The sequence below is a fragment of the Aeromicrobium sp. 9AM genome, from assembly GCF_902506105.1.
Taxonomy (GTDB): Bacteria; Actinomycetota; Actinomycetes; order Propionibacteriales; family Nocardioidaceae; genus Aeromicrobium.
This window is the reverse complement of sequence record NZ_LR733303.1, coordinates 406,496-430,663: the sequence shown is the minus strand read 5'-3', so window position 1 is coordinate 430,663 and position 24,168 is coordinate 406,496. Positions and strand designations below refer to the sequence as shown.

The following is a 24,168-nucleotide window of genomic DNA, read 5'->3' as shown; positions in this document are numbered from 1 at the left end:
CAAGGAGTAGGCAGCCTGGCCGACTTCGGAGGCGGGGTTGGACTCGAGGTATGGCGTAAGCCATCAGCTCGGGTGGGAGTTTGCACGAGTTCTCGCAATGCACTCGGGAGGGAGTCTTGTTTAGTGCCGTCCAACCCCGCACCGCCACAGTGTCACCTTCAACCACCTGCGCGCATGACCAGTTTGAGCCTCTACCGGTCCCCTTCCGACCTACATGAGTTGCCCATTTCGCACCAACTGGAGTTGTCGTCAGAGTGGCTTGCCCTGTAGCGGCGTTCCGCTCCGACCAGTCAGTCTTGCCTTGCTCATAGAGGCTGCGCCCGGCCCGGTTTGATATCCCTTCTGCCCGCACCTCCCTCGATATCCCGAAGCTCGACGGGTGGGCGGGGCACTCGCGACGTTGAGCGCAATCGAGTCTCAGATTCGTCGCGAGCGACGTGAAGCCAGTGACATGTCGGAGCGCATCACTCATGATGGGGTGATACGTGCACCGCGTGGGCTGTCCTCTGTTCGGGATTTACGACACTTAGGACGGTTGTTTTGGGGGTCGGAGGGACTCACCAATAGAGAGGGAGCGAGATGCGCACAGGTTTTGCGTGCGCGCCGATCACAGTCGTCGCCAGAGTTATGCCCGGGGCTCGCGCCGTGAGGAGCAACTTCACGTGGAATCGATCAGTCCCGCCGAAGCCCTTACACGTGTAGTTGCCCTAACTCAGGCACCGGATGAGAGCGGATTGCTGCTGCTAGGTGAGCACGGCATCGGCAAGAGCCACCTGCTCGAACAGGTTCACTCCGCAGCATCGATCAATTCCGTCCTGATGCACGTCAACCGTTCGGAGCGGCGGTTTCCGCTCGCCGGTTTCAGGTCACTTTTCGCCGCGCTCAGTCCTGAACAGGCGTTGGAGTCGCACCGCCGTTTCACCCTGCGGTCTGAGGAGCCCGATGCCCTCTTCTCTGCCGCGCATGACTTGCTGGCCCTGATCCGCGACCTCGAGCTGCCACCGACCGTGGCACTCATCGACGACCTGGACCGGATGGACAGTGCAAGCCGCGCTGTCCTCGGAACGATCGTGTCTCACCTGGCCGGTACCTCGCTGTGGCTGGTTGCCACCGCCACCGATCCTGAGCCGGTGGAGTCCGGGTGGGGATTCGCTGCGGGAAGACTGACCCGCCTCGGCACAGACGATCTCGTCCGCCTAGCGGCCGCCGGCACTCGCCACCTCGGATCAACCCTGTACCTTCTCGCGGACTACTCAGGCGGCAATCCCCGGATCCTTCAAGAGCAGGTGGCGGTGCTCCACGCAGACCAGGACCAAGGCCAGGCTTCGCTGGTCCTGCCCCCACGCCCCACCGACACCGTGCATCTGGTGAGCGCCGCGAGCGAAGGCAGCCTGAGTGCAGGAGCCCGCAGCGTCCTTGAGCTGGTTGCGCTTGCCCCCATGTCCCATCTCGCCGCGATACGCACGCTCATTCGTGAGTCTGACGACGACGTGGAGGAGCTCATCGATGCGGGCGTGCTGCAGCGACGCGGGCAGTATGTCGTCTTCTCGGATCAGCGGCTACGGAGTCGGCTCTACTGGGATCAGGGCTCGAGGTCGCGAAGAGAACGTCACCGTGCGCTGTCGGAAGCGTGCAGCCTGCACGATGAACGATTGGCGACTTGGCACCAAAGCTGGTCGGCCGAAGGTTCCGAGAAGGTTGAGTCGCTGCTCGATGCTGCGATCACGCTCGTGCAGGAAGGGCGCGTCGGCGCTGCTGTTGAGTTCATTGAGCGTGCCCTCAGCCGAGCGGAACGGATCGAAGACCACGCCCGGCAGTTGATCGTCCTTTGCGGCCTGCTCCTGCGCGACGGCCACCCCTACCTCGCGGATCGATACACCGCCCGCGCGCACCCCACCCATCCCGAGCAGTCGATGGATCTGCTCAACATCAAGCTCATCGCCCGGTTCTTCCACCGCCAACAGGTCGTGGACGACGAGCTGCTCGCCCTCGCTCATCTGCACGCCGACGCCAACCTGGACGGAGCCTGCACGATGCTCTGCCTCGGCGCGGCCCATCGCACCGAGCGTTGGGAAATCGATGATGCACGCCGCCTCATCGACGAAGGCTTGCTACTGGCCGACAACGCCCCGAAACTCACCCAACTCAAGATGGAGGCCATGCGCGACATCATCGACGGTCTCGATGGCAGATCAGTTGAGGAGGACACGGTCCCCGACCCGGACCTCGACTCCATGATCACCGATCCGGACCTCCTACTGCTGCGGGCAAGAGGCCTGTCGGTCCGCGAGGACTATCAGGGGGCTCGACGACTCTTCACCGCTGTGAGGAACCATCCCATCGGGCACACAGGTCTTCGAGCGGATCTTGCGACTTACGGAATCATTCGCAACGAGAAGAACGCGGGCGAGTTCCGCATGGCACGCGTCGCCATCGACTCCTGGACAGCCGCAGCCGCATCACTCACCCGTGGGACCGCCACCTTCGCCTACTTCAAAGCCTGGTACGCCTACTCCCTAGGGGACTTTGACGAGGCCAACGAGTACATCGACACGTGCCTCGAACTTGCCTCCCAGGAGGCCGCCCAGGCACTGCAGGCGCGCGCACATGCGCTCCGCGCGACGATCCAACTCCTCGAAGGCGACGCCGATTCCTCCGTCACCACTCTGCGCACAGTCAGCGCAGCATCCACCCGATTCCGCAACCCGTCGCTGCTGCGCCATTGGGCCGACTACACCGAGGTCTGTGTCCACACCGGTCGCATCAAGGAAGCCGCTGCAACCGTGGCGGCCCTTGAGCGCCGGCTCTCGGTTCACCGTTCGAGGTGGGGCGATCTCGCTCTGCTTCGCTGCCGGGCCCTTGTGGAGAGCGGAGAGCCGTCTCTTCACCTGTTCGACGCCGCCGTGAAGCAGTTCGGACCTGGAGAGCTTCCCTACGAACTGGGTCGGACCCTCAGGTGCTTCGCCAATCGTCAGGATGAGCTGGGAATGAGCGCCGAGGCAATGAGGACCAGGATGACCGCCGCTGCAGCGTTCAGATCTGCCGGTGCCGATGCCTGGACAAAAGACTCCGAGGCAGGCGCCCGAGTTGCTGCGCCCCGTTCGACCCGCCAAGAGGGCGTACTCGAAAAGCTCACGGCCGAGCAGCAGACAGTCGCGCAGCACGTCGTGCACGGGTTGCGCAACCGCGAGATCGCCCAAGAGATGTTCGTATCCGTACGCACAGTCGAACTGCGCCTGACCAACATCTACCGAGCGCTGAACATCGACTCCCGGGCACAACTCGCCGCCGCCCTCACCGGCACCGCCGCCACCGCCGACGACCCGCGGAACGAAAGGTAGCCCGGCGGCGTCACTCCGCCCCGATCAATCCGCGCCTACAGGGTGAGCATTCCACTGCAGCGGTCGGCGTCGCGCAGGGCGAGGTCGTCGGGCTCGGCACGCCAGAGCAGAGCCAAGCATCACCAGCCGCAGGAGCACGATGTTCCCGATGGCTGCTGCGAGGGTTCCCCACCACTGCGGTACGCGTCGCATGCCGTGACTTGACGTCTCTTGCGGATCGGGGGACGGCGGCCTACGTTACTGGCAAGGCTGCGCACCCGTGGGACGAAGGCAGGACGAGGGATCGAACGTGGTGAAGAGGCGTCGCCGGCTGGCCTACGAGGAGCCGGTGCTGAGGGACGGGCAGAACACTGCGGTGGGTGGGCTCCCCGGTCGGCGCCTGCGACGTCGCATGGCCAAGTCGACGCGGATCGCGCAGCAGGTCGAGTCCCTAGCCCTGATCGAGCAGGCCACGGGGTTCTTCGCGGAGACCCTCGAGCTCTCCATCGACGAGGCGCGCGCTGTGCTGACCGAAGAAGCCGACGTGCTGGGCATCACGATGCGTGAAGCGGCCGAGCGGGTGCTCAAGGAGCATGACTGAGCTTTCCAGAGACGGACAACATCAGCCCGGCAATTGCGGCGGATTGCGGAAACCTCCCGAGTGGAAACGATCCCCCTTGGGGCTCAAACTCGTCCAGCGGAGGTCTGGGGCGGGCCATAGCGTACTGGGCAGTAACCGGGATACCGTTCGGCGTGCCGTCCAGGAACGCTCCGGCCTCGGCCCTCGGTTGCCAATGCCTCTCCGCTGGCATCAAGCAACGTGGAGCCCAGGCTGTAGCGGGAAACAGGATCCGCACCTTTCCCGCCACGCCAGATGCGTCAGAATCCCGACCGCATTCGCGGAAAGTCGCTGCAATTCGAGTAAGTTCGCCGACCGAACTGTCACCTAGGCTTGCGGAGCAGGTCTCTACGAAGGCTTCTTGGAGGTCACGAAACCAAAACGGCTGGAACCAGATTCCCTCTGGTTCCAGCCGTTTCCTTGGTAGCGGGGACAGGATTTGAACCTGTGACCTCTGGGTTATGAGCCCAGCGAGCTACCGAGCTGCTCCACCCCGCGTCGCCTGCTCCACTTTACGGGTCGGGGACCCACGGATCAAATCCGGGGTCCCCGCTGCCCTACTTCTTGCTGGACTTCTCGTCCGCGACGGCCTTCTGGGCGTCCTCGATCTTCTGGCCCATCTGGTTGATCTTCGACTGGTACGTCGCGAGGTCGCCATCCTTGAGCGCCTTCTGCGCGTCGTCGTACAGCGCCTTGGCGTCGTCGAGCAGCGCCGAGGCGGTCTGCTGCCCCGGACTCTGGTCGTCGGGCGTCGTCGGCGTGCCGGAGTCGTCGGGCGCAGAGCCCTCCTCGAGACCGAGCGCGACCCGCAGTGCCTCGTCGAGGGTCTGCCCGAAGCCGACGTCCTTGCCGAACGACGCGATGACGAACTGGAGCACCGGGTAGGAGCCCTCGATCGCGCTGCGCTGGATGTAGACGGGTTGGACGTAGAGCAATCCGTTGCCGACCGGCAGGGTCAGCAGGTTGCCGTACTTGATCGTCGTCGTCTTGGACTGCTGGTACTGGAGCAGTGCCTGCGAGACACCCTTGTCGGCCTGGAAGTCGTTGGCGATCTGGCTCGGACCGGAGATCTGCGTGTCGTTGGGCAGCTGCAGGATCTGCATCTTGCCGTAGTTGGCGGTGTCGGTCGCCTCGGAGTTGACCGACACGAACGCGGCGAGGTTCTGCCGGCTGTTGGGCAGGTAGACGCTGGTCACCGAGAACTTCGGCTCGTCCTCGCCGGGCCGGGCCGTCGACAGGTAGTAGGGCGGCTGCAGCGCGTTGGAGCCGGTCGGCGCGGTCGGGTCCTCGGGGACCTTCCAGCGCTGGTTGTCGTTGTAGAACGCCTGCGGGTCGGTCACGTGGTAGCGCTGCAGCACGTCACGCTGCACCTTGAACAGGTCGACCGGGTAGCGCAGGTGCTCGAGCAGCCCGTTGCTGATCTCGCTCTTGGGCTCCACGACATCGGGGAAGACCTTCATCCACGTTTTGAGGACCGGGTCCTTGGTGTCCCACTGGTAGAGCTTGACCGTGCCGTCGTACGCGTCGACGACCGCCTTGACCGAGTTGCGCAGGTAGTTGACCTGGTCGGTCGGCAGCGCGGTCTGCGAGTTGCTGCTCGTGAGCGTGTCGGCCGTGGCCTCGCGCAGCGAGCGGTGCTCGGAGTAGGGGAACGAGTTGCTGGTCGTGTAGCCGTCGACGATCCAGACCACGCGACCGTTGACGACGGCCGGGTACGAGTCGCCGTCGACCGTGAGCCAGGGGGCGACCTTCTTGACCCGGTCACGTGGCTCGCGGTCGTACAGGATCTTGGACTCGGAATTGACCCGGTTCGACAGGACGATGTTGGGCTCGGCGAACTTGAACGCGTAGAGCAGCTTGTTGAACGTGTTGCCGATCGGCACTCCGCCCTTGCCGTCGTACGTGTTCTGGGTCGCGTTCTCCTTGGTCGCCTTGTCCGACGAGACCCCGCCCTGCGGGGTGTCGACCTCGATCGGCTCCGAGCCCTTGGGCCGGCCGACGATCGAGTAGCTCGGCGACTGCTCGCCGAAGTAGATGCGGGGCGGCGTCGTGGTCTTGAGCTCGCCGACCTGCGGGATGTCCTTGGCGACGAACACCGGCTCGCCGTTGGGGCCGCGCTCGTTGCCGCGGGCCGCGACGATGCCGTAGCCGTGGGTGTAGACCGTGTGGTCGTTGGCCCAGTTGCGCTGGCTCTGCTGGAGGCCCGAGAGCTTGAGCTCACGCGCGGCGATGATGACGTCCTGGGGCTGCTGGTCGGCACCCAGCTTGTAGCGGTCGACGTCGAGCGTGGTCGGCACGGCGTAGTAGCCGCGCACCTGCTGGAGCTGCTCGAACGCGTCGGAGATCAGCGTCGGGTCGAGGAGTCGGGTGCTGACCCGCGACTCGGCGGAGTCGGCGAGCTCGGTGTCGGTGAGCTTGGTCTTGGCCGAGTAGGACTCGGTCTCGACGTCACTGATCCCGTACGCCTCCCGTGTCGCTTCTATGTTGCGTGCGATGTAGGGCGCTTCCTTGTCGGGCTCGGACGGCTTGACCTGGAAGCCCTGCATGACCGCCGGCCAGATCGCGCCGATCAGGATCGAGGTCAGCGCCAGCAGGCCGAGGCCGATCGCCGGCAGCGCCCACGAACGGATGAAGATCGCCGCGAAGAACAGCAGCGCGCAGACGATCGCGACGCCGATGAGGATGTTCTTGGCCGGGATGCGAGCGTGGTCGTCGGTGTAGGTGACGCCGTCGACCAGACCGCCCGTCGCGATGACCTGACCGAACCGGTCGAGGTAGTACGACACCGCCTTGAGCAGCACGCCGATGCCGACCAGCACCGACAGGTGCACCTGCGCGGCGCGCGTCAGCTTGGGCCCGCGACCCGCGATGCGGATGCCGCCGTAGACATAGTTGAGGAACAGCACGGCCAGGACCGTGATGACGATCAGCGCGAACGAGTACGACGCCAGGAACCGCCACCACGGGTACTCGAAGACGTAGAAGCTCGCGTCCTTGTGGAACTGCGCGTCCTTGATGCCGAACGACGTGCTGTGGCGCCACTTCTGGTACGTGTCCCAGTGGGCCGCGGCGACCGAGCCGGCGAACCCGGTGAGCACGAGGCCGAGACCGATCGCGGCAGGACGCAGCAGGGGCGTCAGGGCGAGGCGATAGCGGTAGGCCGGGTCGTCGCGCCGCATCGGAGCGGCGTCGGGACGGGTGCGGAAGGCGATGTAGAGGTTGCCGATGACGAACAGGCCGAAGATCAGGCCGAGGATGATGAACAGCGCGACACGCGTGAACAGCACGCTGCGGAACACGTCGCTGTAGCCGACCGACTTGAACCACAGGCGGTCGGTCCACACGCTCGTGAAGATCGAGCCGAGGAACAGCAGCACCGCCAGCGTGATGAGGGTCGGCACCAGCACCCGCTGACGCCGATCAGGCCCGCGCCGGGGCTCCCTGCGGGGGCGGGGGGTTCCGAAGATGTCGCTCACGTGGCTCCTGGTGACGGGGTGACAAGACTCTATGCCAGAGTGCGGCGGAGGTGTTCGATCAGGCCCGGCACGAGGTCGGGCCCCTCCAGCAGCTCGGCATCGTGGGGTTCTCTCGCGCGTACGGCGCTGTGTGCGGCACCGTCGCGCACGACGGCGGCGACGAGCCGCACCTCGCGGCGATCGGGGTGTGCGGCGACGACGGCGAGCAGCTCGTCCGGGTCGTCGGGCAGGGATTCCTCGGCCTCGGGCGGCAGCATGATGCGCTCGACGACCGCTGCGCAGCCGGTCACGGCGTCGGGCCAGACGATCTCGGTCAGCAGGTCCTCGAGCTCACGGTCGGCGGGCAGCTCCTGCTCGACCGGCGTCATGCTCGCGGGGTCGTCCGACAGCTGGTCGGCGAGGCCCGGCTCCTTGGCGATCAGGTCGGCGGTGGGCACGAGCGCGAACAGTCGCGGCGGCTGATCCCAGCCCTCGGCGGCGACGTGGGACTCGACCTCGAGGGCGGCCTGGCGCAGGGGCGAGTCGGGCATCAGCTGCATGACGGCACCTTGGCGTCGGGGTCCTTGGCCAGCTTCTCGAGCGAGGAGATGGCGTCCTTGAGGGTCGAGATCTTGACGAGCTTGAGCCCGTCGTCGTCGCCGTCCGTGGCCTCGCCGCAGTTGGCGGCCGGCACCAGGAAGATCGTCGCGCCCTTGTTGGCGGCGCCGGCCATCTTCTGCCGGATGCCGCCGATGGGTCCGACCGTGCCGTCGGGCGTCATCTCACCCGTGCCGGCGATCTTCTTGCCGCCGGTCAGCGAGCCGGGGGTCAGCTTGTCGTAGATCGCGAGGGCGAACATCGTGCCGGCGCTCGGCCCGCCGATGCTGCGGCCCACGTTGTTGTCGATCTTGATCGGGTACTGGTACGTCTCGCCGATCGTGATGCCGACCCTCGGCGTCTTCTTGTCCTTGGCATCGGCGCGTGTCACGACCGGGACGTCGACGGACTTGCCCTTGCGCTCGACCGTCAGGCGTACGGTCTGGCCCGGCTTGTGCGTGCCGACCGCCTTGACGACCTGGTCCGGCGTGGCGACCTTCGTGCCGTCGACGGCGGTGAACACGTCACCGACCTTGAGGAGCTTCTCGGCGGCGCCACCCTTGACCAGTCCGGCGACGGACGGACGGCCGTTGACGGTGTAGCCGGCGGCGCGCAGCGCAGCGACGCGCGACGAGTCCTTGGAGCCCGACAGCTGCGCGGCCGACTCGGCGGTGGACTGCTTCGCGGTCTCGTTCTCGGGATAGATCAGGTCCTTGGGGACGACTGCCTTGTCCCCGTCGAAGTACGCGACGACCGCACCCGCGAGCGAGAGGCGAGCATCGGGGCCGCCGACCCGTACCGTCGTGAAGTCGAGGGAGCCCGTCGTCGGGTACGTCTTGACGTCGTCGCCGAACGTGAACATCGGCTTGCCGTCGAAGTTGCCCAACGTGTCGTACGCCGGGCCGGGCTGCATCCGGACGTACGGGACCGGGACCATGAACGCCACGCACGTCAGCACGATCAGGGAGATCGTCGCCACGACCATCGTCGTGTAGCGAGCGCTCAGCTTCGACGGGTCGGACACATGGTGAGCCTAGTCAGTCCCGGCAACCTGTGTGCCTGCGGCCGGGGCGTCGGGCGAGCCCACCCATGCGGCATCACCTGAGGCGTACGTCTGGTGCTTCCACACCGGCACATCGGTCTTGAGCTCGTCGATCAACCGCCGGCACGCCTCGAACGCCTGCGCCCGGTGCGCCGCCGACGCCGCGACGACGACGGCCAGGTCGCCGACGACCAGGTCGCCCACGCGATGCACGCCCGCCAGGGCCACCACGTCGCACTCGGTCGCGATGCGTTCGGCGACGTCCTGCAGCCGGGCGAGCGCGGTCGGGTGTGACGAGTAGCCGAGGGCCGACACGTCCTGCCCCTCGTCGTGGTCACGCACGGTGCCGATGAACACGCAGATGCCGCCGGCCGCCGGGTCGGTCACCGCCGCGTACACCTCGTCGAGGCTCAGTGGAGCGTCACGGATGTCGAGCAGGCGTACGGCAGTCATGTCGGATTCATCGTAGGGCGAACACAGAATCCGTGGGACCCGCGCATCCGGTCGCTACTGTTGACGTATGGCCGAGAACGAGAACGAAGAGCCCGAGAACCCCTTCAAGGGCACGCCCATGGAGCAGCTGTTCGGCGCGTTCTCGGGCGGCCAGATGGACATGAACCAGATCATGGGCCAGATGCAGAAGATGTTCGCCCCGCACGAGGGCAGCGTCAACTTCGACCTGGCCAAGGACGTCGCCCGGCACACCGTGGCCGCGGCCGGCGCCGACCCGTCGCCCAACTCGGCCCAGCAGGGTGCCGTCGACGACGCCGCCCAGCTCGCCGAGTCGTGGCTCGACACCGTCACCTCGTTCCCGGTCGGCGCCACGACCGCAACGGCCTGGAGCAAGGCCGAGTGGATCGAGGCAACGTCGGGCACCTGGCAGCAGCTGGTCGAGCCGATCGCCGCCCACGTCGTCAAGGCCATGGGTGAGGCGCTGCCCGAGGAGGCCAAGGCGATGGCCGGTCCCCTCATGGGCATGCTGTCGCAGGCCGGCGGGGCGATGTTCGGCCAGCAGGTCGGCCAGGCCCTGGGTGGGCTCGCCGGCGAGGTCGTGTCGTCGACCGACATCGGCATCCCGCTCGGCCCCGAGCGCATCGCGGCGGTGCTGCCGTCCGGTGTCGAGGCGTTCGGTGAGGGCCTCGAGCACCCGGCGTCAGACGTGCTCCTCTACATCGTGCTGCGCGAGTGCGCGCACCACCGCCTGTTCCACCACTCCCCCTGGCTGCGCCCGGCGCTCGTCGGCGCGATCGAGGAGTTCGGACGCGGCACCCGCATCGACGTCGGCGCGATCGAGTCGCAGCTGTCAGGCCTCGACCCGTCGCGCCCCGAGGAGCTCCAGCAGGCGCTGGCCGGCGGCCTGTTCGAGCCCGAGCGCACGCCCGAGCAGCAGCGGGCGCTCGACCGGCTCGAGACCCTCCTGGCGTTCATCGAGGGCTGGGTGGACGAGATCGTCAGCCAGGCCACCAAGGACCGTATGCCCGCAGCCGCGCCGCTCGCCGAGGCGATGCGTCGCCGCCGTGCGGCCGGCGGTCCCGCCGAGCAGACGTTCGCGTCGCTGGTCGGCCTCGAGCTGCGGCCCCGCAAGCTCCGCGAGGCGACGACCCTGTGGGCGGCGCTCCGTGACCGTCAGGGACCCGACGCCCGCGACGCCGTGTGGAGCCACCCCGACCTCATGCCGTCTGCGGCCGACCTCGAGGACCCGCTCGGCTTCGCGCAGGGCGAGCACCGTACGCAGAGCGACGACGACTTCGACGCCGCACTCGGTGAGCTGCTCGACAACGACCCGGGCGACGCCGGGCCCGACAGCGGCTCCGACAGCCCTCGCGAGTGACGCTGCGCGACGACGCGCGCGGCGTGCTGAGCGGTTGGTCGGCGCCCGACGACGAGCAGGACCGGCTGCGCCGGCTCTACGTCGCGCACACCGAGACGTACGCCGACGCCATGAGCCGCGAGTGCCATCCCGATCACCTGACGGCCAGCGCCATCATCTTCTCGGCCGACCACGAACGCGTCCTGCTGACCCTGCACCGCGTGATCAAGCGGTGGCTGCAGACCGGCGGTCACTGCGAACCCGGTGACGCGACGCTCGCGGAGGCCGCGCTGCGCGAAGGCCGCGAGGAGAGCGGCATCGGCGACCTCGTCATCGACCCCGTGCCGGTGCTGCTGTCACGCCACGAGGTGCCCTGCGGACCGATCCGGCCGGCGCATCATCTCGACGTGCAGTACGTCGCGGTGGCTCCTGCGGGCGCGCGGCACGTCATCAGCGACGAGTCGGACGACCTGGCGTGGTTCGACGTCGACGCGTTGCCCGCCGACACGGACGACTCAGTCAGGGCGTTGACCGCTGCTGCCAGGACACGCCTTCGAGGAAGCCCTTAGCCTTCGCCGTCTCGGGATAGGCGTCGACCAGCGCCCAGAAGCGCTTGCTGTGATTGGGCTCGATGAGGTGCGCCAGCTCGTGCAGCAGGACGTAGTCGATGACCCACTCGGGCATCCCTTTGAGCCGGTCGGACAGCCGGATGCTGCGATCGACGTTGGTGCACGAGCCCCAGCGGCTGTTCTGGTTGCTGACCCACCGCACCGAGAGCGGCACGGCGCGGCCCTCGAGCCAGGCGATCGACAGCTGGGCGGCGCGCGCCTGGAGGTCGTCGTCGCTGGGGCGTACGCGCTGCTCTCGGCGATCGAGGCGCTCGACGAGGCTGCGCACGTGGCGCTCCTCCTCGGCCTTGGAGAGGTGGGCCGGCATCAGCACGATGGTCTTGTCGCCCTCGCGATAGGCCCGCACCGTGCGCTTGCGGCGTGCACTGCGCCGGATCTCGACCTCTCCCATGACGGGAAATCTATCTCGTGGTGACGATTTTTTGTCCGTCCACAACGTCGCCTGTGCAAAGCGGCTGGTCACACAGGGGCATCCGCTGCTCGTACCGGGACGACCCACAGGTTGTGCACCGCGTCGTCCACATGCCTCCTCGGCGTTCCCCACAAGTTGTCCCCATTGTTATCCACAGGCGTGGACAACAGTTGTTGGAAACCGGTTGCTGGCGTGGCCCGGCGGGCCTAGCCTGAACGCCATTCGAGGCTCCCGGCGGAGCTCGCAAGGGGAAGGCAGGCTCCGCCGGGGGCCTTTGATTTCCTCTGCGGTTCCTAGCGAGCTCTGCGAGCGGGAGCGAGCTCTGCGAGCGAAGGACAAGCATTCCGACGCGCCGAACGCGTTTACGCTCAGCTGAGCGTGAAACAGGCCTTCCACGCGTACGCTGAACGTGACTAGCACCACATCGGCAAGGAGGCCGCAATGTCGGAAACATGGAGTGGCGAGTTCTACTGCGTCAAGTGCAAGGAAAAGCGCGAGGCGACTGGAGAGGTCCACGTCAGTGACAAGGGCACTCGTATGGCCAAGGGCGTCTGCCCGGTCTGTGGCACCAAGCTGAACCGGATCCTCGGTAAGGCCTGAGCCACCAGCGGGGATCCGGGCCCCGCACTTCCCCAGGTTTTGCGGAGGATCCGACACCATGTCGGGTCCTCCGCACACTTTGGTGAGACCGAGCGAGCTCTGCGAGCTGGGGGTACCCTCGCGAGCGCAGCGAGCAGGGGGCGCGTCGAAGCAGGTTGAGCGATCGCGCCGAAGGCGCCTGATGACGAAACCGCTCGAGTCAAGCACCCAACTTGTGGATGACCTGTTCGTCATCGATGCAAGCAAGAGCAACGCTGACGGCATGTCCTTCCGACCCGCGCTCCGCCCGGGCGCACCGCTGCTGCGCCGGGATGCCACGCACCTGCAGGTCGGCACCTCCCCCGGCATCGTCATTCCCGACCGTCCGGGGCTGGTCGACCTCCTCCGCCTCCTCGACGGGGCGCGCGACGTCGATCGCCTCGTCACGATCGTTCGTACGACGATCCCCGAGCTCACGATCCCGGTGGCCGATGTTCTCGCCGAGCTGCGCGCCGCAGGCGTGGTGTTCGACGCGACGCGGTGGAGCGGTGCCGGGCGACGAGGCCTCGACGCCGAGGCGCGCCACGCCGACTTCGGCGGTGACGACCCTGACCAGCTGCGCCGCCGGCCGCCGTACGCCGTCGCCGTTCACTCCGACGCCGGCAGCAGCCGCCTCGCGACCATCGTCCAGTCTGTGCTGGCCGATGCAGGCATCGGGAACGTCGACGCCCACGATCCGGACCTCCTGGTCATCGTGTCGTGCGGCGAGCCGTCGCGCGCGGTGTTCGAGCAGCCCGTCCGCCTCGGCCTCGACCACCTGCCGGTCGTGATCGACGAGGACCGGGTGCGGATCGGGCCGCTCGTACGCCCCGGGCTGACCCCGTGCGTGTCCTGTCATGACCTGCACCGCGCCGACTGGGATCGCGCCTGGCCCGCTCTGCTGCACCAACTGGGCCGGCACACCGTGACCATGACGCCGCCGGCGATTGACGCGGCGACGACCCACGCAGCGGCGCTCGAGGTCACCGTCGAGGTGCTGGCGCACGCCGACGGCCGACCGAACCGCACGCTCGGCCGGTGCCTGGTCGTCGGACCTGCCCACGACGACCGGACGACGTGGCCGCTGGCGTTCCACCACGCCTGCACGTGCGACCTGCTTCGAGCCGCCTGACCGTACGCTCCCGACTATCCTGACGAGGTGCCCAATTCTCCCGATCGGCCCGACCAGTCCGGCTCCACCGGCAAGGACGAGCCCAAGGGACGACCGCTGACCGGCAGCGCGTTCCTCCGCACGGCACGTCTCGCCTCGCTGCCCGTCGGGTTCGCCGGGCGTACGACCTTGGGGCTCGGCAAGCGCATGGTGGGTGCGCCGGCGAACGTCGTGCTCAACGAGGTGCAGCGACGTACGGCCGACCAGATCTTCTCGGTGCTCGGGCAGCTCAAGGGCGGCGCGATGAAGTTCGGGCAGGCGATGAGCATCTTCGAGGCCGCGTTGCCGGAGGAGTTCATCGGGCCTTACCGCGAGACGCTCGTGAAGCTGCAGGACTCGGCGCCGCCGATGCCGCCCGGCACGGTTCACCGCGTCATGGCCGAGGAGTTCGGCGCCGGCTGGCGCGAGCAGTTCATCTCGTTCGACGACAAGCCGGCCGCCTCGGCGTCGATCGGCCAGGTGCACCGCGCGGTGTGGGCCGGTGGGCAGGAGGTCGCCGTCAAGCTGCAGTACCCCGGCGCGGCGAAGGCCCTGACCGCCGACCTGCGCCAGATCGCCCGGTTGGCCCGGCTGTTCGGGACGCTGGCACCCGGCCTCGACGTCAAGCCGCTGGTCCAGGAGCTCCAGGACCGGGTCGTCGAGGAGCTCGACTACAACCTCGAGGCGGGCGCGCAGAGCGTGTTCGCGGCAGAGTTCGCCGACGACCCCGAGATCGTCGTGCCCGACGTGCTGGCCTACACCGAGCGCGCCCTCGTCTCCACCTGGCTGGAGAGCGACCACTCGCTGGCCCAGGTCATCACCGACGGCACCCAGGAGGAGCGCGACAGGTACGGCCTGGCGTACGTGAGGTTCCTGTTCGCTGGGCCGGCCCGGACCGGGATGCTGCACGCCGATCCGCATCCGGGCAACTTCCGCATCATGCCTGACGGCCGCCTCGGCGTCGTCGACTACGGCGCCGTCGCGCGGCTGCCCGACGGCCTGCCCGAGCCCGTGGGCCGGTTGCTGCGCTACGCGGTCGCCGGCGACTACGACCTGGTGCTGGAGGGGCTCCGCGACGAGGGCTTCCTCAAGCGGACGACCGACCTGGACGCCGACACGATCGCGCGCTACATCGGCCCGTTCGTCGAGCCGGCGAGCGTCGAGCGCTTCACCTTCAGCCGGGAGTGGATGCGGGCACAGACGCTGCGGGTCAGCGCCCTGACGTCGGAGGGCATGGGCACCGCGATGAAGATCAACCTGCCGCCGCAGTACCTGCTGATCCACCGGGTGTGGCTCGGTGGGGTCGGCGTGCTCAGCCAGCTCGGCGCGACCGCCCCGTTCCGCGAGATCCTGGAGGACTCCCTCCCTGGGTTTGCCGAGGGTTGAGGCCGCCCGCGGCCGAACGCCCGAGGCAGGTTGAGCGATCACGCCGAAGGCGTCAGGTGACGAAACCTCGCGAGATCAGCACCCAACGCACGTGAGCGTCCCTTCGACAAGCTCGAGGAGCGTGGGCCCTACCGCGCCCTGATCAGCTCGAGCACCGAGTCGGCGTACTTCTCGAGCTTCGCCGGACCGATGCCGGGCACCTTGGCGAGGGCGTCCGGGTCGGCCGGCTTGACCTCCGCGATCGACTGGAGCGTCGCGTCGGTGAAGATCACGTAGGCCGGCTTGCCCTGCTCGGTCGCCTGCTCCGTGCGCCACGCCCGCAGCTGCTCGTAGAGCTCCTCGTCGTACGTCGCCGGGCAGTCCTCGCAGCGACCACGCTTGCGGTCGGCGACCGCCAGGACCGTGTTGCAGACGCGGCACTTGGCGACCTTGCGCTCGCGAGGCTGGCGGGCGGTCTGCCGTGCCTCGTGATCGGCCGGCAGCAGCGGGTCGAGGAAGCGGGTCGGCCTGCGGTTGCCGCGGCCACCCCGGTTGCGGGTGACGGCCCACGAGATCATCAGGTCGTGCCGCGCACGGGTCAGGCCGACGTAGAACAGCCGGCGCTCCTCCTCGACTGCCGCCGGCGTGTCGGCGTGGACGCTGGGCATCATGCCCTCGTGCATGCCGACGCAGAACACGGCGTCCCACTCCAGGCCCTTGGCCGAGTGCAGGGTCGCCAGGGTCACGCCGTCGGCAGCCGGCGCGTGCGCCTGGTCGGCGCGGCGGTCGAGATCGGCGACGAGGGCCGTGAGGTCGGCGGCCGGATCGGACTCGACCAGCTCGGCGGCCATCGAGACGATCGCGTGCAGCGACTCCCAACGGTCACGCACCGCACCGGCCCCGTTGGGCGGCTCGTCGGTGTGCCCCATCGCGGCAAAGATCGCCCGCACCTCCTGGACCAGCTCACCGCCGCCCTCGCCACCACGGGCTGCGCCACGCAGCAGGGTGACCGCCTGGCGTACCTCGGCCCGACGGAAGAACCCTTCGACACCGCGCAGGACGTAGGGGATGCCGTGCTCGCCGAGCGCCTCCTCGAACGCCTCGGACTGGGCGTTGATGCGGAACAGGATCGCCATCTCCTTGTAGGAGACGCCCCGGCGGTGCAACAGCGCGATTTCGCTCGCGACGGCGGCGGCCTCGGCCTGCTCGTCGGGGAACCCGATGTAGGTCACCGGGTCGCCGGGCCCCTGCTGCGACTGCAGGCGTACGCCGTCGGTGCCGTTGGTGCGACTGAACACGGCGTTGGCCGCGGCGACGATCTGCGGTGTCGAGCGGTAGTTGCGGACCAGCTCGATCCGCTGCGCGCCCTCGTGGCGCCGGCCGAACGAGGTGAGGATCTGCGGCGACGCACCGGCGAAGGAGTAGATCGTCTGGCGCGGGTCGCCGACGACGCAGATGTCGTTGCGACCACCGAGCCAGAGCTCGAGCAGGGTCGACTGGAGCGGGTTGACGTCCTGGAACTCGTCGACCACGAACCAGCGATATTGCTGCCGCACCTGGGCGGCGATGCGCTCGTCGTCGGCGAGGATCGCCGCGGTGATCAGGAGGATGTCCTCCATGTCGATGCGCCCGCGATCGCGCTTGACGTCCTCGTAGGCGGTCATGATGTTGCCGACCGTGGCGTGGTCGAGATCCGCGACCTCACGACGCGCGGGACCGGCCGATGCGGCATAGGCAGCTGGACGGATGTTGGACACCTTGGCCCACTCGATCTCCGACGACAGGTCGCGCAGCAGCGGGGTGTCGGTGCGCAGGCCGAGGCGCCTGGCGGCTTCGGCGACGAGCGCGAACTTGGACGCCGTGACCTCCGGGAACTCGCCGCCGTAGACCTGCGGCCAGAAGTAGCGCGCCTGCCGCAGCGCCGCCGAGTGGAACGTGCGGGCCTGGACCCCGTCGGCGCCGAGCTGCCGGAGCCGGGTGCGCATCTCTCCCGCCGCGCGAGTCGTGAAGGTCACTGCCAGGACCTCGGTCGGCTTGTAGATGCCGGTCGCCACGCCGTACGCCATGCGGTGCGTGATGGCGCGGGTCTTGCCGGTGCCGGCACCCGCGACGACGCTGACCGGTCCGCGCAACGCCTGCGCGACCTCACGCTGCTCAGGATCGAGCCCCGTCAGCAGGTCGTCAGCTTCGGGCACGCAAACTCCTCAAGGAATGGTTGAATTGGCAATGACGTTGACATCATCAAGCACTGAGATGATCCAGCCTAGTCGTCGAAGGAGACACTCCATGTCCGGCACGTTCACGATGTACTCCACCCCGTGGTGCGGGTACTGTCACCGGCTCAAGGGCCAGCTCAAGCGTGAGGGCATCGCATTCGACGAGGTCGACATCGAGCAGCAGCCTGACGCCGCATTCATCGTCGAGCAGGCGAACAATGGCAACCAGACCGTCCCGACGCTGGTGTTCGCCGACGGCACGGCACTGACCAATCCCTCCCTCGCGCAGGTCAAGGCGCAGCTCGCGTCAGTCGCCTGATCACGCGGTCCGTTCCGGTCTGGTCCACCCAGTCCAGCCGCGCTCAGCGATCAGCTCCAGCAGCCTCTTCCCTTGAGGCGCGGACTCGGCGACAAGGCCGTCGAGCAGCTCGACGAACGGCTGGTCGTCGAACGCCTCGTCCGGGGTGTCCAGCTCACCTCTTGCGGATGCCCGCTCGATGATCTCGACCATGAGGTCCGCGGCCTCCGCCAGCATCACGTCGTCCCCGCCGGCGTCCAGGACCTTCCCGAGCACCCGGTAGAGCCGGACCACCAGCGGATCCTCGAGCTGTGCGAACTTGTCCGGCATCCACTCTGCGATCCGGTCGGGCCAACGAGCGGCGACCAGGATCCAGCCGTCGCGTTCGCCGTCGATCATCCGCTCCGACACCCCGAGCTTCCGCAGCCGGTCGAGGTACGCGACCACCTCCGGCGGGACGACGAGGCTGTCGCCGGCAGCGAGCTGGGCGATCTGCGCGCGGTTGGCCTGCAGACGCTTGATCTCCTCTCGCAGTGACCTGTCGATCTCCGTGACGGCTTCGGCGAACGTCGCGTCGTCGGCCTCGAGCAGCTCGGCCACCTTCGACAAGGGCACTCCGGCATCGGCGAGCGTACGGATCTTGGTGAGCTCGACGACGGCCATGGCGCCGTAGCGTCGATAGCCCGAGTGGTCGCGCTCGGGTTCGGGCAGCAGCCCCACCTGGTGGTAGTGGCGCACTGCCCGAACCGTGACGCCGGCGTAGGAAGCCAGCTGGCCGATCGTCAACATGGACTCAGTGTGCCCGGACCTTGGTGTACAGGCTGCGCGCCCACAGGAAGCACCCGATACCGATCAACCCGCACCAGCCGATGGCCAGCCAGGCGTCAGAACCGGCGCCGGCACCCGACATCCAGGCGCGCAGCGTGTCGATCATCGGCGTGAACGGCTGGTACTCGGCAAACCAGCGCAGGCCGGCCGGCATCGAATCGGTCGGCACGAAGCCGCTGGACAGGAACGGCAGGAACATCAACGGCATCGGCGTGTTGCTCGCCGTCTCGGCGTTCGGCGCAGACAGGCCGAGGGCGACGGTTGCCCACGTCAGGGCCAGCGTCATCAGCAGCACGAGGCCGATCACACCGAGCCAGCCGAGCACGGTCCCATCACTGCGGTAGCCCAGCACGACTGCCACCGCGATGACGACGACGAATGCGAGGACGGTGAAGACGATCGCACCCAGCACCCGCCCGGTGAGGACTGCCGACTTGGCGATCGCCATGGTCCGGAATCGGTCGACGATCCCCTTCTCCATGTCCAGGGCGATCGTGTACGCGGTGCTCAGCGAGACCGAGACGACCGTCATGACGACGATCGCGGGCATGATGAATGCCATGTAGTCCGAGCGACCGTCACCGCCGGGGAGGCCTGCGCCCATCGTGCCACCGAAGACGTAGACGAACAGCAGCAGGAAGATCAGCGGCTGGGCGATCAGCATCAGCGTCAGCGACTTGTAGCGGACCATCTGCAGCAGGTTGCGGCGCAGCATCGTCCAGCTGTCGAGGACCGCGTTCGGGCCGGAGTTGACCGGGGCTGTGGTGGCAGTGACTGCACTCATCGGGCGACCTCCTCGGTCATCGGGGCTTCGGTGGTGTTCTCGGGGCGTTCTTCCGCAGGCTGAGGACGGTGACCGGTGAGGGCCAGGAACACGTCGTCGAGGTCGGGAGTGTGGACCTCCAGGCTTGCGACAGCCTCGCTGTCGAGGCGGCCGACCAGTTCCTGCAGGGCGCCCAAGGTGCCGTCGTGCGGGACGCTCAGGGTGAGCGACTCCAGGTCGGCCGTGGCTCCGGCGATGGCGCCGGCCGCCGTGCTCAGCGCGACCGGATCGACGTACGTGACGTCGACCCGTCCACCCGGTACGCGGCGCTTGAGCTCGGCCGGGGTGCCCTCGGCAACGAGCGTGCCGCGGTCGAGAACTCCGACCTTGTGGGCGAGCTCGTCCGCCTCCTCGAGATACTGGGTCGTCAGGAAGATCGTGACCCCCTCATTGATGAGCTCGCGAATGATCTGCCACAGCTCTCGCCGGCTTCGCGGATCGAGGCCCGTGCTCGGCTCGTCGAGGAAGATCAGCCTGGGTGAGGAGACCAGAGTCATCGCCAGGTCGAGTCGACGCTTCATTCCGCCGGAGTACGTGGCGGCGCCCCGATCAGCGGCATCGACCAGGTCGAAGCGCTCGAGCAATTCCTGGGCGCGGGCGCGACCCTGCCGGCGCGGCAGGTGGTTGAGATCGGCCATGAGCTGGAGGTTCTCACGGCCGGTGAGCAGCTCGTCGATCGCCGAGAACTGACCCGTGACCCCGATCCTCAGGCGGATCGCGTCTGGTTCGGTGCTCACGTCATGGCCGAGGACCGTCGCAGTGCCGGCGTCGCCGGAGATGAGCGTCGTGAGGATGCGCACGGCGGTCGTCTTGCCCGCCCCGTTGGGACCCAGCAAGGCATAGACGGTGCCCGCAGGGACGGTGAGCTCGATGCCCTGCAGCACGTGGTTGTCTTCGAATGATTTGCGCAGGTCCGTGACCTCGATCGCGGGCGCCTGCGCGGCGGTGTGTGTCGTCATGACCCCACCATGCAAGGTTGACGCTACGTCAACGTCAAGCCCACTTGCCGTGGATGGTCCCTCCGTGCCATTGCTGCAGGAGCCAGCGGGAGATCGAGACGTTGGGCGGCAGCAGCATCTCGCTGGCCGCCGTCATCTCGGTGACGTCGTCGCGCGTGAACCAGCGCGCCTCCGCGATCTCGTTCTCGTCGATCGTGATGTCCGTGGTCAGCGCCTGGCCGAAGAAGCCGAGCATCAGGCTCGACGGGAAGGGCCACGGCTGGCTTGCCGCGTAGGTCACCTCGCCGACCTGGATGCCGACCTCCTCCATGACCTCACGGCGTACGGCGTCGTCGAGCGACTCCCCCGGCTCGACGAAGCCCGCCAGCGTCGAGAACCGGCCCTCGGGCCACTGCGGCCCCCGGCCCAGCACCGCGCGATCGTCGCCGTCGGTGATCAGCATGATGACCGCGGGGTCGGTGCGCGGGAAGTGGTGCGTGCCGCACGCGGGGCAGATGCGTACGTGGCCGGCCTCGGCCATGTCGCTCGGCTGGCCGCAGTTGGCGCAGAAGCGGTGGTTCTCGTGCCACCGGGCGATGCCCACGGCGTGCACGCCGAGCGACGCCTCGTCGGCCGCGATCGTCGGGCCGAGGACGCGCAGGCTGACCGGCTCGAGCTCTGCGGGGACCCGGTCGACCATGACGGCTGCGTAGCGGATGCCGTCCTTGATGCCCAGGAAGATCCACTCGCCCTGCGGCGCCTCGTCGAGGCTGATCCACCGGATCCCGGTGCCGCCGACGGTGGCGACGTGCTCACCGCCGATGACGAGGACGCGTACGTCGGGCGTACGCCAGGCGTCGTCCTTGCGGAGGTGTGCGGCTCGGTCGTGCTGGGTGCGGTCGAAGGCGTAGTCCACGTCTCTACGCTAGTCCGAGCCTCCGCTCGAGCTCGGTGCGGCCGGGCAGGTCGTCGAACCGCTTCACCTCGCCGAGGCGTACGTAGTAGAACGCCCCGGTGACGGTCGCCGGGTCGATGCCGCGCAGCTCCGCCCAGGCGAGCCGGTAGATCGCGAGCTGCAGCTCGTCGGCGGTGGCCTGCTTGTTGGTCTTCCAGTCGACCACCTCGAAGCCTTCGGGCGTCTGGAACACCGCGTCGATGCGACCCACGAACTGTTGCCCGCCGAGCACGAGAGAGAACGGTGCCTCGATCTGCGCCGGCGTCAGGTCCGCATAGGGACTGCGCCGGAACGACTCCTTCACCTGCTCCAGCTCCTCGTCGGACTCGAGGTCGACGTCGCCGCGTCCGGGCAGCTCGGTGGGATCGAGCAGCGTCTGCTGGCCGTAGTGCGCCTCGACCCACGCGTGGAACCGGGTGCCGAACCGCGCTGCGCCGGAAGGACGTCGCGGCATCGGCCGGGCGAGGTCCTGGGCGAACTGGGCCGGATCCTTCTCCAGTGCCATCGCGGCCGTCGCCGACATCGTCGACGGCCACGGCACGGTCTGGACCGGCGAGTCGTCAGCGGCGGCTTCGGCGACCAGGAGCTCGATGTCGTTCTCGAGCTCGCCGAGGCGCCGCAGCTCCGGAGCCTCGGGATCGGTGGGCTCCGGTACGTCGAGCGCGCCCGCGAGTGCTGCCCGGACGTCGCCGGCCAGGGCATGCCTGCCGCCGAGCGCCGGCAACCCGGCCGGCCACGGGATGCCGTCGGCGAGCACGAGGTGCGGGTTGGTCTCGTCGTCGTCGGGCTGGTCGGCCCACACCGATGGCTTGACCCCTTGGCCCTCGAGGAAGTCACGGGTCTCGATGAGGAACGGCGACGGTCCGAGCGGCTTCTGCTGCGTACGGCCCCACCAGTGCCCGCTGACGACGAGCCGCCGGGCGGCGCGGGTGTAGGCGACGTAGGCCAGACGGCGTTCCTCCATCAACGCATCGGCCCGGTCGGCTGCCATGAAGTCCTTGTTGGCGGCGGGGGTCCAGTCCTCGATGTCGGGCAGGCTGGCCGCATCGCCGCGCAACGCGACTGGCAGGGTCTGCGCGCTGGTGGTCCACCGGCCGCGGCCGCGGGTCGAGGGGAAGATCGTGCCGGACACGAGCGGGACGAAGACCGTCGGCCACTCGAGGCCCTTGGACTTGTGGATCGTCAGGAGCTTGACCGACTCGGCCTCGGACGGCGTCGAGACCTCCATGCCTTCGTTGTAGAACTCCTCGGCGGCCAGGTAGGCGACCAGGCCGGACAACGAGGCATAGCGATCGGTGCCGGCGTAGGACGCCACGGCCTCGAGCAAGAGGGCGACGTTGTCGGCGCCGCCGGACACGTCACCGGCCTCGAGCTCGATGTCGAGGTCGAGCGCGCGCACAGCGCGACGGGCGAGGTCCAGCAGAGGATCGCTGACGTGCGCGCGTACTGAAGCGACCAGGTGCGCGATCTCGGCGAACCTGGAGCGTGCCTCGTCGGAGTAGGGCAGGTCGCCGGGATCGTCGACGGCGTCTGCGAGCGACACGATCTCGGTCGGGTCGGTGCCCTCCACCGCGCGGGCCAGCTCATCCGCGAGCGTGGGGTCAGCGCTGCCGCGGGACGCCCGACCGCTGAGCGCGGAGGCGCGGCGACCGAGTAGGGCAAGGTCGCGCGGGCCGATCCGCCAGCGCGACCCGGTCAGCAGGCGCAGCATCGCGGGATTGGCCGTGACGTCCTCGACCACCTCGAGCAACGACAGGACGTCGAGCACCTCGGGCTGGGACAGCAGACCGGCGAGTCCCACGATCTCGAACGGGATGTGCGCCTCGCGGAGAGCTTGCACGATGGCACCGTTCTCGCGACCCACGCGGACCAGGATCGCGATGTCGCGCAGGCGTCCCGGGGTGTTGCGGATCCCCTCGACGAGGGCGCGGACCTCGTCGTCGACCGTCGCGTGCAACGAGATGTCGACCGTACCCTGCGCGTCGACCGCCGACTCGAGCGGCTTGACCGAGGACGACGAGGCGTAGAAGGGCGCCGCGAGGTGGTTGGCCACGGCGATGATCTCGGGGGCACACCGCCGGGTCTCCACGAGTGAGAACAGCCTGCCGCGGCCCCCGTCAGTGGCCGGGAAGTCGTCGAGGAAGCCCTCGAGGTTGCCCGTCGCAGCGCCGCGCCAGCCGTAGATGCCCTGAGCAGGGTCGCCGACCGCGGTGACCGGGTGACCGCGGCCGCTCGCCGGGTCGTCACCGGAGAACAGCGCCTGGAGCAGGTCGCGCTGCGCGACCGACGTGTCCTGGTACTCGTCGAGGAGCACGACGTCGTAGCGCTCCCGCAACGCCTCACCCACCTGCGGCAGGTTGGCGAGCCGGGCACCCCAGGCCATCTGGTCGGAGAAGTCCATGACCCCGTCGTCCACCTTGGCCTGCTGGTAGCGGTCGACGAGATGGCTGAGCTCGATGCGCCGCAGCGCCGCTGATGCCGCATCGCGCAGCACCGCCGGCGGCTTGTCGGCGGTCTCGTAGGCGTGGATCACGTCGAGGTCGTGTGCGCGCAGCTGATCGGTGCTCACGAGGTGCTCGGAGAGCTGACCGTCGAGCCCCATGACCTGCCCCACGAGCGACGGGACGTACGTCGTGATGGCGCCGAGCGAGCCGTCGAACGACTCGATCGACCTCGCCATGCGCTGGAAGCGCGATGCGTCCGAGACGATGCGCAGATCGGGTTCCACGCCCAGCCGCAGGCCGTGCTCGGCGATCAGGGAGCCGGCGAATGCGTGATAGGTCGCGGTGGTCGGCTCACCGTCGAGCTCGACCCCGAGCCGCTCGAGGCTCGCGCGGATGCGCTGACCGAGCTCTGCGGCGGCCTTGGTCGTGAACGTCAATCCGAGCACGCGCTCGGGCGGCGCGCCCAGGTGTCCGACAAGCCACACGACACGAGCCGCCATGACGGTCGTCTTGCCGGACCCCGCGCCCGCGATGATGGCGCTGGGCCGGTCGGGACCCGCCGTGATGGCGTCCATCTGCGGCTGGGTGAAGGGGATGCCGAGGATCTCCCGCAGGTGGTCCTCGTCGCGTACGAGTCGGGTGGTCACGT

At 68.3% G+C, this 24,168-nt stretch carries 19 protein-coding genes and 1 tRNA gene; 8 read left to right on the top strand and 12 right to left on the bottom strand.

Features of this window, described 5'->3' with window-relative positions; genetic code table 11:
* The first annotated feature begins 662 nt into the window (after positions 1–662).
* Positions 663–3,341, top strand: coding sequence for a helix-turn-helix transcriptional regulator (locus BOSE46_RS02170; RefSeq protein WP_159537823.1), 2,679 nt, complete (start codon positions 663–665; stop codon positions 3,339–3,341).
* 289 nt (positions 3,342–3,630) lie between these two features.
* Positions 3,631–3,921 (top strand): ANTAR domain-containing protein, encoded by a 291-nt coding sequence (locus tag BOSE46_RS02165; RefSeq protein WP_159537821.1) that lies wholly within the window; start codon positions 3,631–3,633, stop codon positions 3,919–3,921.
* A gap of 439 nt (positions 3,922–4,360) precedes the next feature.
* Here BOSE46_RS02165 and BOSE46_RS02160 read toward each other — a convergent pair.
* The 5 genes from BOSE46_RS02160 to BOSE46_RS02140 all read right to left on the bottom strand — a co-directional run bounded on the left by BOSE46_RS02160 (position 4,361) and on the right by BOSE46_RS02140 (position 9,486).
* Positions 4,361–4,437 (bottom strand) — tRNA-Met (locus tag BOSE46_RS02160).
* A 59-nt stretch (positions 4,438–4,496) separates the two neighbouring features.
* Positions 4,497–7,415 carry a UPF0182 family protein gene (locus BOSE46_RS02155; protein WP_159537819.1) on the bottom strand — a complete coding sequence of 973 codons (2,919 nt, stop codon included), beginning with the start codon at positions 7,413–7,415 and terminating at the stop codon, positions 4,497–4,499.
* Between the two features lie 29 nt (positions 7,416–7,444).
* On the bottom strand, positions 7,445–7,954 hold the full coding sequence (locus BOSE46_RS02150; protein ID WP_201299478.1) for a PPA1309 family protein: 510 nt from the start codon (positions 7,952–7,954) through the stop codon (positions 7,445–7,447).
* Positions 7,945–9,015 carry a PDZ domain-containing protein gene (locus BOSE46_RS02145; RefSeq protein WP_236551590.1) on the bottom strand — a complete coding sequence of 357 codons (1,071 nt, stop codon included), beginning with the start codon at positions 9,013–9,015 and terminating at the stop codon, positions 7,945–7,947. The genes BOSE46_RS02150 and BOSE46_RS02145 overlap by 10 nt, the downstream gene beginning before the upstream one ends.
* 9 nt (positions 9,016–9,024) lie before the next feature.
* A complete protein-coding gene (locus BOSE46_RS02140; protein ID WP_159537817.1) occupies positions 9,025–9,486 on the bottom strand; it encodes a molybdenum cofactor biosynthesis protein MoaE in 462 nt (153 codons plus the stop codon).
* Between the two features lie 67 nt (positions 9,487–9,553).
* On the opposite strand from BOSE46_RS02140, the gene BOSE46_RS02135 reads away from it, so the two are divergent.
* On the top strand, positions 9,554–10,864 hold the full coding sequence (locus tag BOSE46_RS02135) for a zinc-dependent metalloprotease (protein ID WP_159537815.1): 1,311 nt from the start codon (positions 9,554–9,556) through the stop codon (positions 10,862–10,864).
* Positions 10,861–11,412 (top strand): NUDIX hydrolase, encoded by a 552-nt coding sequence (locus tag BOSE46_RS02130; protein WP_159537813.1) that lies wholly within the window; start codon positions 10,861–10,863, stop codon positions 11,410–11,412. Before BOSE46_RS02135 ends, BOSE46_RS02130 begins: the two co-directional genes overlap by 4 nt.
* On the opposite strand, the gene BOSE46_RS02125 is transcribed toward BOSE46_RS02130, so the two are convergent.
* Complete coding sequence (locus BOSE46_RS02125) at positions 11,363–11,863, bottom strand: M48 family metallopeptidase (protein ID WP_159537811.1); 501 nt, start codon at positions 11,861–11,863, stop codon at positions 11,363–11,365. The genes BOSE46_RS02130 and BOSE46_RS02125 overlap by 50 nt on opposite strands.
* Positions 11,864–12,325: 462 nt before the next feature.
* Here BOSE46_RS02125 and BOSE46_RS02120 point away from each other — a divergent pair, with 462 nt between their 5' ends.
* The 3 genes from BOSE46_RS02120 (at position 12,326) to BOSE46_RS02110 (ending at position 15,038) form a co-directional block, all read left to right on the top strand.
* A complete protein-coding gene (locus tag BOSE46_RS02120) occupies positions 12,326–12,484 on the top strand; it encodes a DUF5679 domain-containing protein (RefSeq protein WP_201299477.1) in 159 nt (52 codons plus the stop codon).
* 262 nt (positions 12,485–12,746) lie between these two features.
* Positions 12,747–13,634, top strand: coding sequence for a hypothetical protein (locus tag BOSE46_RS02115; RefSeq protein WP_159537809.1), 888 nt, complete (start codon positions 12,747–12,749; stop codon positions 13,632–13,634).
* Positions 13,635–13,661: 27 nt separating this feature from the next.
* Positions 13,662–15,038, top strand: coding sequence for an AarF/ABC1/UbiB kinase family protein (locus BOSE46_RS02110; protein WP_371415493.1), 1,377 nt, complete (start codon positions 13,662–13,664; stop codon positions 15,036–15,038).
* A 128-nt stretch (positions 15,039–15,166) separates the two neighbouring features.
* Here the strand turns inward: BOSE46_RS02110 and BOSE46_RS02105 are convergent, their stop codons facing one another.
* The gene (locus BOSE46_RS02105; RefSeq protein ID WP_159537807.1) at positions 15,167–17,212 is read right to left on the bottom strand and encodes an ATP-dependent DNA helicase UvrD2; all 2,046 of its coding nucleotides are present in this window, start codon (positions 17,210–17,212) and stop codon (positions 15,167–15,169) included.
* Between the two features lie 91 nt (positions 17,213–17,303).
* On the opposite strand from BOSE46_RS02105, the gene BOSE46_RS02100 reads away from it, so the two are divergent.
* Positions 17,304–17,552, top strand: coding sequence for a mycoredoxin (locus BOSE46_RS02100; RefSeq protein ID WP_159537805.1), 249 nt, complete (start codon positions 17,304–17,306; stop codon positions 17,550–17,552).
* Here BOSE46_RS02100 and BOSE46_RS02095 read toward each other — a convergent pair whose 3' ends face one another.
* The 5 genes from BOSE46_RS02095 to BOSE46_RS02075 are packed head-to-tail and all read right to left on the bottom strand — an operon-like array spanning position 17,553 to position 24,166.
* Positions 17,553–18,320 (bottom strand): MerR family transcriptional regulator, encoded by a 768-nt coding sequence (locus BOSE46_RS02095; protein ID WP_159537803.1) that lies wholly within the window; start codon positions 18,318–18,320, stop codon positions 17,553–17,555. It abuts the gene before it with no gap.
* A 4-nt stretch (positions 18,321–18,324) separates the two neighbouring features.
* On the bottom strand, positions 18,325–19,143 hold the full coding sequence (locus tag BOSE46_RS02090) for an ABC transporter permease (RefSeq protein WP_159537801.1): 819 nt from the start codon (positions 19,141–19,143) through the stop codon (positions 18,325–18,327).
* Complete coding sequence (locus BOSE46_RS02085) at positions 19,140–20,141, bottom strand: ATP-binding cassette domain-containing protein (protein WP_159537799.1); 1,002 nt, start codon at positions 20,139–20,141, stop codon at positions 19,140–19,142. Before BOSE46_RS02085 ends, BOSE46_RS02090 begins: the two co-directional genes overlap by 4 nt.
* A 34-nt stretch (positions 20,142–20,175) precedes the next feature.
* Complete coding sequence (gene nudC, locus BOSE46_RS02080) at positions 20,176–21,036, bottom strand: NAD(+) diphosphatase (protein ID WP_201299476.1); 861 nt, start codon at positions 21,034–21,036, stop codon at positions 20,176–20,178.
* Positions 21,037–21,040: 4 nt separating this feature from the next.
* A complete protein-coding gene (locus tag BOSE46_RS02075; protein WP_201299557.1) occupies positions 21,041–24,166 on the bottom strand; it encodes an ATP-dependent DNA helicase in 3,126 nt (1,041 codons plus the stop codon).
* Positions 24,167–24,168: the final 2 nt, after the last annotated feature.

Coding starts and splice junctions, on each gene's coding strand:
- BOSE46_RS02150 (WP_201299478.1), bottom strand. CDS start 7,954: ATGCAGCTGATGCCCGACTCGCCCCTGCGCCAGGCCGCCCTCGAGGTC.
- BOSE46_RS02140 (WP_159537817.1), bottom strand. CDS start 9,486: ATGACTGCCGTACGCCTGCTCGACATCCGTGACGCTCCACTGAGCCTC.
- BOSE46_RS02135 (WP_159537815.1), top strand. CDS start 9,554: ATGGCCGAGAACGAGAACGAAGAGCCCGAGAACCCCTTCAAGGGCACG.
- BOSE46_RS02125 (WP_159537811.1), bottom strand. CDS start 11,863: ATGGGAGAGGTCGAGATCCGGCGCAGTGCACGCCGCAAGCGCACGGTG.
- BOSE46_RS02120 (WP_201299477.1), top strand. CDS start 12,326: ATGTCGGAAACATGGAGTGGCGAGTTCTACTGCGTCAAGTGCAAGGAA.
- BOSE46_RS02115 (WP_159537809.1), top strand. CDS start 12,747: ATGTCCTTCCGACCCGCGCTCCGCCCGGGCGCACCGCTGCTGCGCCGG.
- BOSE46_RS02100 (WP_159537805.1), top strand. CDS start 17,304: ATGTCCGGCACGTTCACGATGTACTCCACCCCGTGGTGCGGGTACTGT.
- BOSE46_RS02095 (WP_159537803.1), bottom strand. CDS start 18,320: ATGTTGACGATCGGCCAGCTGGCTTCCTACGCCGGCGTCACGGTTCGG.
- BOSE46_RS02090 (WP_159537801.1), bottom strand. CDS start 19,143: ATGAGTGCAGTCACTGCCACCACAGCCCCGGTCAACTCCGGCCCGAAC.
- BOSE46_RS02085 (WP_159537799.1), bottom strand. CDS start 20,141: ATGACGACACACACCGCCGCGCAGGCGCCCGCGATCGAGGTCACGGAC.